This window comes from Bacillus sp. VT 712 (assembly GCF_001614195.1).
Taxonomy (GTDB): domain Bacteria; phylum Bacillota; class Bacilli; order Bacillales; family Bacillaceae_H; genus Priestia; species Priestia flexa.
This window is the reverse complement of sequence record NZ_LWBK01000038.1, coordinates 19,878-27,329: the sequence shown is the minus strand read 5'-3', so window position 1 is coordinate 27,329 and position 7,452 is coordinate 19,878. Positions and strand designations below refer to the sequence as shown.

The following is a 7,452-nucleotide window of genomic DNA, read 5'->3' as shown; positions in this document are numbered from 1 at the left end:
ATACACGCTAATCCATTTGAAAAGCGTGTTTCACGAACTTCGCCAACCATTTTAGAAATGTCATTCTTTGGTTCTGGAAATAAATCTTGCTTAATTGCTTTAAACATTTCCAGTTGTTCATTCTTTGAAAGAGTATAAAAGTCTTTGTAAATATCGTGCCAAGCCATTGCCATTAGTAACACCCCTATTCAACCTTTTATTCTATTATATAGGATGCCTCTCTTAGCAACAATCTATACGAAAACAGCCTATGAAAAAGATGTTATACTGCACGTTTTAAAAGAACATGATTATAATAAAACCAAAACTGCAAAACGTCTAAATATATCAATTCGCGCTCTTTACTACAAGCTTGAAAAATACGGAATTGCAAATATAGGCATGCAATAATATGCACAACATGCAAAATGTTGCACGTGATTTAATGAGCTCATTAATCGATTGTATATCCTAAAAAATAATAAAGCGTATTGTTTTCAGCCTTAATCAAGGGAACTTGTTAGAAAACGAGGAATTCTTCAATGTTCTCAACATTTGGCATGGTTCTTGCAAATATAAAAAGTGGTGAAGCTACTAGCTTCTTTCTTACCAAACTCTAACATGAAAGGTCGAGCATTTCATGATACTTAAACAGTTAATGCGTAAAAGTGTAACAAATAAACAGGTTACAGTTGCCGTTGCTGCTGCTGAGGATGCAGAAACTCTCGAAGCGGTTAACCAGGCATGTGAGCACCAACTAGCTCGTTTTGTTTTATATGGAAACGAAGCTAAAATTAAATCAATTTTAGAGCGAGAGACTGAAAAACGCTTGGAAACGGGCGAAGTTACGATTGTGCATACTAATTCACCTCAACAATCTGCGCAAGAAGCAGTGCATGCCGTAGCAATGAATAAAGCGCATATTGTTATGAAAGGTCACCTCTCAACTTCAACCATTCTTAAAGCTGTTTTACATAAAGAGAACGGTTTGCGAACTGGAAACGTCCTATCACACGTAGCTGCTTTTGAAGTTCCGGGGTATGACAGACCTATTATTGTCACTGATGCAGCAATGAATATTGCACCAAGTATTCAAGAGAAAGTTCAAATTATTGAAAATGCGGTTGGTGTTGCAAAAGCAATGGGGATAACAACACCAAAAGTAGCGCCAATCGCAGCTGTTGAAGTGGTCAATCCAGCAATGGAAGCTACCACAGATGCTGCATTATTAACACAGATGAACAAGCGTGGTCAAATAAAAGGCTGTGTTGTCGATGGACCTCTTGCTTTGGATAATGCCATCAGTCACGTAGCTGCTGAGCAAAAAGGAATCCAAAGTGAAGTTGCTGGAGCAGCTGATATTTTAGTAGTACCTACGATTGAATCAGGAAACATTTTATATAAATCACTTATTTATTTTGCACAAGCAAAGGTTGGAGCTGTTATTGCCGGAGCGAAAGCGCCAATCGTACTTACGTCAAGAGTAGATTCTGCTGAAAGTAAACTTTATTCGTTAGCGTTAGCAATCAACGTAGCGACACATAATTGATAGGAGGAAACAACAATGAAAATTTTTAGCTATATGGAACAGTATGATTACGAACAATTAGTTTTTTGCCAAGATGAGCAATCGGGGTTAAAAGCAATTATTGCAATTCATGATACAACAATTGGGCCGGCTTTAGGTGGAACGAGAATGTGGACGTATGAGTCTGAGGAAGCAGCGATTGAAGATGCGCTGCGTCTTGCAAAAGGCATGACGTACAAGAACGCAGCAGCAGGGCTTAACTTGGGAGGCGGTAAAACAGTTATTATCGGTGATCCTAAGAAGGATAAAAACGAAGAAATGTTCCGTGCATTTGGACGCTATATTCAAGGGCTAAACGGACGCTATATTACGGCTGAAGATGTAGGGACAACAGTTGAAGATATGGACCTTGTATACCAAGAAACTGATTACGTAACAGGAGTTTCACCTGCATTTGGTTCATCAGGAAACCCTTCACCAGTTACGGCTTATGGAGTTTATCGCGGGATTAAAGCAGCAGCAAAAGAAGCTTTTGGTACGGATATTTTAGAAGGGAAAATAATCGCAGTTCAGGGAATCGGAAACGTTGCATATAACCTGTGCCGTCATCTTCATGAAGAAGGCGCACAGCTCATTGTGACAGACATCAACAAAGAATCTGTACATCGTGCAGTTGAAGAATTCGGTGCAAAAGCAGTAGACCCACAGGATATTTATGGAGTAGAATGTGATATCTATGCACCTTGTGCGCTAGGCGCAACAATTAACGATGAAACAATTCCACAATTAAAAGCAAAGGTAATTGCTGGAGCAGCAAACAATCAGCTAAAAGAAGCGCGTCATGGCGATATGATTCATGAGATGGGAATCATTTATGCTCCGGATTATGTAATCAATGCTGGAGGAGTAATTAACGTAGCGGACGAATTAATTGGTTATAACCGCGAACGCGCATTGAAAAAGGTTGAAACGATTTATGATAATATTGAAAAAGTAATTGAAATTTCAAAGCGAGACGGAATTCCAACATATGTAGCAGCAGATCGCCTAGCAGAAGAGCGTATTGAGAAGCTAAGACGCTCTCGTAGTCAATTTTTACAAAACGGACATCACCTTTTAAGTAGACGCTCTCGCTAACAGCCAACAGCTAGGGACTTGTAGGAATATGCTCCCTAGCTTCATTTAAGCAACAATATTTTATTCCACTCTTAACGGACAGTAATCCTTCCTTTTAAGATGATGAGGCCAGAAAGAAAAGAAGTGGGAAATCAGCTGTCTGTAAAGGTCCGATAAGTTTAACTAATCACCAGTGGAGATGAAGAAAATTTTCACTGATGGAAGTTAAACTTTATACAGCTAGGAGGCTCTGTGTTAATTATGCAAGATTATCGAATACTCACCATTAATCCAGGATCGACATCAACGAAAATCGGTGTATTCCACAATGACCAAATGATTTTTGATCGCACGATTCGCTATGAAGCAAAAGAACTGAGTGTATTTGAAACCATTTATAATCAATATGAATTTCGAAAAAAATCCATTTTAGAAGCGCTTGATGAAGAAGGGATTAATTTATCAAAGCTTAATGCCGTCTGCGGACGTGGGGGATTATTGCGTCCGATTGAAGGTGGTACGTATGAAGTGAATGAGTTAATGCTTAAAGATTTAAAAGAAGGATATGCAGGTCATCATGCATCAAACCTTGGTGGAATCTTAGCGTATGAAATTGGTTCTGGCTTGAATATTTCATCATTTATTGTCGACCCTGTGGTTGTTGATGAACTATTAGATGTGGCAAGGGTGTCAGGCAGCCCGCATATGGCGCGTAAAAGTATTTTTCATGCATTAAATCAAAAAGCTGTAGCCCGTAAAGTTGCAGCTCAGCTCGATAAAAAGTACGAAGAGTTGAATTTAATTGTGACGCATATGGGTGGCGGTATTACTGTTGGTGTTCATAACTATGGAAGAGTTATTGACGTGAATAACGGTTTACACGGTGACGGTCCTTTTAGTCCAGAGAGAGCGGGAAGCGTTCCGGTAGGAGAACTTGTCCGCTTATGCTTTTCGGGTGAGTATTATCGCGAAGATATTATGAAGATGCTTGTTGGTAAAGGTGGATTAGTTGGGTATTTAGGGACGTCTGATGTTCAAAAAGTTGAAAAGCTTATTGAACATGGAAATAAAAAAGCAAAATTAGTGTATGAAGCGATGGCTTACCAGATTGCAAAGGAGATTGGTGCAGCAAGTGCTGTGCTAGCGGGGAAAGTCGATGCAATTATTTTAACAGGTGGAATTGCTTATTCAAAAATGTTCGTGAGTTTAATTATTGAACGCGTAAAGTGGATTGCAGATGTTACGGTGTTTCCAGGAGAAAACGAACTTCAAGCACTGGCTGAAGGAGCACTGCGCGTCTTAAAACAAGAAGAGAAAGCGAAGCAATATCCTGGTGAGCATATTCACTCTTCTACACTTTAAAAGGAAAGGTGTGACAATATATGGCAAGGGAATATGATGTAGTAGTTCTAGGAGGAGGCACCGGCGGCTACGTAGCGGCAATTCGTGCTTCCCAGCTTGGCTTAAGTGTTGCAATTGTAGAAAAAGAAAAGCTGGGAGGTACATGCCTTCATGCAGGTTGTATCCCAAGCAAAGCTTTATTACGAAGTGCAGAAGTGTATCAAACAGCAAAAAAAGCAGACTCTTTTGGCGTTTTAGCATCTGATGTAAAACTCGATTATGAGCGTGTACAAGAGCGAAAAGATTTGGTTGTTACACAGCTGTATAACGGCGTCAAAGGACTGATGAAAAAAGGCAAAATTGATGTGTATGAAGGCTTTGGCCGTATATTAGGGCCATCCATCTTTTCACCGATGCCAGGAACCATTTCAGTTGAGCTAAAGAGCGGTGAAGAAAATGAAATGCTTATACCAAATAACGTAATCATTTCAACAGGCTCGCGCCCAAGAACATTACCAGGGCTAACGATTGACGGTGAGTTTATCATTACATCGGATGAAGCATTACAAATGAAAAATCTTCCTCAATCTATTATGATTGTTGGTGGCGGTGTAATCGGTGTTGAATGGGCTTCAATGCTTGCTGACTTTGGAGTTGAGGTAACGATTATTGAATACAGTGATCGTATTCTACCAACCGAAGATCACGATATATCAACTGAAATGAAAAAACAGCTACAGCGAAAAGGAATTAAGGTAGTTACTTCTGCTAAAGTGTTAGCGGATACCGTTGAAGTAGATAAAAGTGTCAAAGTGAAAGCTGAAGTGAATGGTGAAACAAGTACATACGAAGCTGAAAAGATGCTTGTATCTGTTGGAAGACAAGCCAACGTTGAAGGCATTGGATTAGAAAACACAGACATTGTTGTTGAGAGTGGTTTTATTAAAACAAATGAATTTTATCAAACAAAAGAGTCGCATATCTATGCAATTGGTGACGTCATTGGTGGTCTTCAGCTGGCTCACGTGGCTTCTCGTGAAGGAATTGTAGCAGTCGAACATATAGGAGATAAAAAGCCGCTCCCAATTCAATATGAAAATATTTCAAAGTGCGTATATAGTAGCCCAGAAGTGGCAAGCGTGGGTTTAACAGAACAAGAAGCAAAAGAAAAAGGTCGTGCTGTGAAAGTTGGCAAAATGCCGTTTAAAGCAATCGGTAAAGCACTTGTATATGGTGAAGCAGAAGGATTTGTAAAAATTATTAAAGACGATGAAACAAATGACCTACTAGGAGTTCACATGATTGGTCCTCACGTAACAGACATGATTTCAGAAGCAGGTCTTGCAAAAGTGTTAGATGCGACGCCATGGGAAGTTGCTCATACTATTCATCCACACCCAAGCTTATCCGAAGCAATCGGTGAAGCAGCCCTTGCTGTTGATGGAAAAGCCATTCATTTTTAATTATTAAGGAGGTTTTAACTGATGACAGAAAATCGTCATGAAGCACTAGGCTTAACAAATGAACAAGTAGTTGAAATGTATCGTACAATGCTTCTGGCTCGTAAAATTGACGAGCGTATGTGGTTATTAAATCGTGCTGGGAAGGTACCTTTTGTTATTTCGTGTCAAGGACAAGAGGCAGCGCAGGTCGGTGCAGCATTTGCGTTAAACCGTGAGAAAGACTACGCGTTGCCGTATTACCGAGACATGGGAGTAGTCCTTGCATTTGGAATGACGGCTCGTGATTTAATGCTATCAGGATTTGCAAAAGCGGAAGATCCAAACTCAGGTGGTCGTCAAATGCCTGGTCACTTCGGCTATAAAGAGAAGCGCATTGTAACGGGGTCTTCTCCGGTGACAACGCAGGTTCCTCATGCCGTTGGAATTGCTTTGGCCGGGAAAATGGAGAAAAAAGAGTTGGTGACATTTGTAACGTTCGGTGAAGGTTCATCAAACCAAGGTGATTTTCACGAAGGTGCTAATTTTGCAGGCGTTCACAAATTACCGGTTATTTTCATGTGTGAAAACAATAAGTATGCCATTTCGGTGCCGGTAGAAAAGCAACTTGGTTGTGAAAAGGTATCAGACCGTGCAATTGGCTATGGTATGCCTGGATACACAGTAGACGGAAATGATCCTTTAGAAGTGTATAAAGTTGTAAAAGAAGCAAGAGAAAGAGCAGTAAAAGGTGAAGGACCAACGCTTATTGAAACGGTTTCTAGCCGCTTGACTGCTCACTCAAGTGATGATGATGATCGCGCTTATCGCGAAGCAGACGAAATTTCAGAAGCGAAGAAAAATGATCCAATTATTCGCTTTGGTGCGTATTTAAAAGAAACTGGGACTCTAACAGATGCGAAAGAAGCTGAAATGCTTGAAGAAATCATGAAAATTGTGAATGAAGCAACAGACTATGCAGAAAATGCTGCATATGCAGACCCAGAATCAGCTTTAAAATACGTATACGGTGAGTGAGGAGGAAACTAAAATGCCAGTAATGTCATATATCGATGCCGTAACAATGGCTATGCGTGAAGAAATGGAGAGAGACCCACGTGTATTTGTATTAGGAGAAGATGTGGGAAGAAAAGGCGGCGTATTCAAGGCAACGAACGGCTTATATGAGCAGTTTGGCGAAGAGCGCGTAATTGATACACCGCTGGCAGAATCAGCGATTGCTGGAGTTGGAATTGGAGCAGCAATGTACGGAATGCGCCCAATTGCTGAAATGCAGTTTGCTGATTTTATCATGCCTGCTGTGAACCAAATCGTTTCAGAGGCTGCAAAAATTCGCTATCGCTCGAACAATGATTGGAACTGTCCAATTACAATTCGTGCGCCTTACGGTGGAGGCGTGCACGGTGCTCTTTATCATTCGCAATCAGTTGAAGCGTTGTTTGCCAATCAGCCAGGTTTAAAAATCGTGATGCCATCTACGCCTTATGATGTGAAGGGGTTATTAAAAGCAGCCATCCGCGATGATGACCCGGTGCTATTCTTTGAACATAAGCGCGCGTATCGCTTAATTAAAGGTGAAGTGCCAGAAGATGATTATGTACTTCCAATCGGAAAAGCAGATGTGAAGCGCGAAGGTGATGATATTACTGTTATTACATATGGTCTTTGCGTCCATTTTGCACTCCAAGCAGCTGAAAAACTTGCGGCTGATGGAATTTCAGCTCATGTATTAGATTTACGAACAGTTTATCCATTAGATAAAGAAGCGATTATTGAAGCTGCATCTAAAACAGGTAAGGTGCTTCTTGTAACAGAAGATAACAAAGAAGGAAGCATCATGAGTGAAGTAGCGGCTATTATTGCAGAACATTGTTTATTTGATTTGGATGCACCGATTCAACGTTTGGCTGGGCCAGATATTCCAGCTATGCCATATGCTCCAACGATGGAGAAGTATTTTATGGTAAATCCAGATAAAGTAGAAAAAGCAATGAGAGAATTAGCTGAATTTTAAAGGAGTTGTTTCCA

Annotated in this window: 7 protein-coding genes and 1 pseudogene; 7 read left to right on the top strand and 1 reads right to left on the bottom strand. The window is 40.4% G+C overall.

Annotated elements, in window-relative coordinates; all coding sequences use genetic code 11:
• A pseudogene (locus A2U94_RS21275) lies at positions 1–173 on the bottom strand (IS1595 family transposase); the annotation flags it as partial.
• A gap of 40 nt (positions 174–213) precedes the next feature.
• Between A2U94_RS21275 and A2U94_RS21905 the strand changes: the two are divergent.
• From A2U94_RS21905 to A2U94_RS16295, 7 genes are all read left to right on the top strand, one after another.
• A complete protein-coding gene (locus A2U94_RS21905; protein WP_082823077.1) occupies positions 214–390 on the top strand; it encodes a helix-turn-helix domain-containing protein in 177 nt (58 codons plus the stop codon).
• A gap of 229 nt (positions 391–619) precedes the next feature.
• Complete coding sequence (gene yqiS, locus A2U94_RS16320) at positions 620–1,528, top strand: phosphate butyryltransferase (RefSeq protein WP_025909230.1); 909 nt, start codon at positions 620–622, stop codon at positions 1,526–1,528.
• Between the two features lie 15 nt (positions 1,529–1,543).
• A complete protein-coding gene (gene bcd / locus A2U94_RS16315; RefSeq protein ID WP_025909229.1) occupies positions 1,544–2,644 on the top strand; it encodes a branched-chain amino acid dehydrogenase in 1,101 nt (366 codons plus the stop codon).
• Between the two features lie 240 nt (positions 2,645–2,884).
• The gene (gene buk / locus A2U94_RS16310) at positions 2,885–3,985 is read left to right on the top strand and encodes a butyrate kinase (RefSeq protein ID WP_035320423.1); all 1,101 of its coding nucleotides are present in this window, start codon (positions 2,885–2,887) and stop codon (positions 3,983–3,985) included.
• Positions 3,986–4,005: 20 nt separating this feature from the next.
• Positions 4,006–5,427: a dihydrolipoyl dehydrogenase gene (gene lpdA / locus A2U94_RS16305; protein ID WP_025909227.1), complete on the top strand. Its 1,422-nt coding sequence runs from the start codon at positions 4,006–4,008 to the stop codon at positions 5,425–5,427.
• Between the two features lie 21 nt (positions 5,428–5,448).
• Positions 5,449–6,441 (top strand): thiamine pyrophosphate-dependent dehydrogenase E1 component subunit alpha, encoded by a 993-nt coding sequence (locus A2U94_RS16300; protein WP_025909226.1) that lies wholly within the window; start codon positions 5,449–5,451, stop codon positions 6,439–6,441.
• A 13-nt stretch (positions 6,442–6,454) separates the two neighbouring features.
• Positions 6,455–7,438: an alpha-ketoacid dehydrogenase subunit beta gene (locus A2U94_RS16295; RefSeq protein ID WP_025909225.1), complete on the top strand. Its 984-nt coding sequence runs from the start codon at positions 6,455–6,457 to the stop codon at positions 7,436–7,438.
• Positions 7,439–7,452: the final 14 nt, after the last annotated feature.

Excerpts from the sequence above, each read along its gene's own strand:
- A2U94_RS21905 (WP_082823077.1), top strand. The coding sequence starts at position 214 with ATGCCTCTCTTAGCAACAATCTATACGAAAACAGCCTATGAAAAAGAT.
- lpdA (WP_025909227.1), top strand. The coding sequence starts at position 4,006 with ATGGCAAGGGAATATGATGTAGTAGTTCTAGGAGGAGGCACCGGCGGC.
- A2U94_RS16300 (WP_025909226.1), top strand. The coding sequence starts at position 5,449 with ATGACAGAAAATCGTCATGAAGCACTAGGCTTAACAAATGAACAAGTA.
- yqiS (WP_025909230.1), top strand. The coding sequence starts at position 620 with ATGATACTTAAACAGTTAATGCGTAAAAGTGTAACAAATAAACAGGTT.
- buk (WP_035320423.1), top strand. The coding sequence starts at position 2,885 with ATGCAAGATTATCGAATACTCACCATTAATCCAGGATCGACATCAACG.
- A2U94_RS16295 (WP_025909225.1), top strand. The coding sequence starts at position 6,455 with ATGCCAGTAATGTCATATATCGATGCCGTAACAATGGCTATGCGTGAA.
- bcd (WP_025909229.1), top strand. The coding sequence starts at position 1,544 with ATGAAAATTTTTAGCTATATGGAACAGTATGATTACGAACAATTAGTT.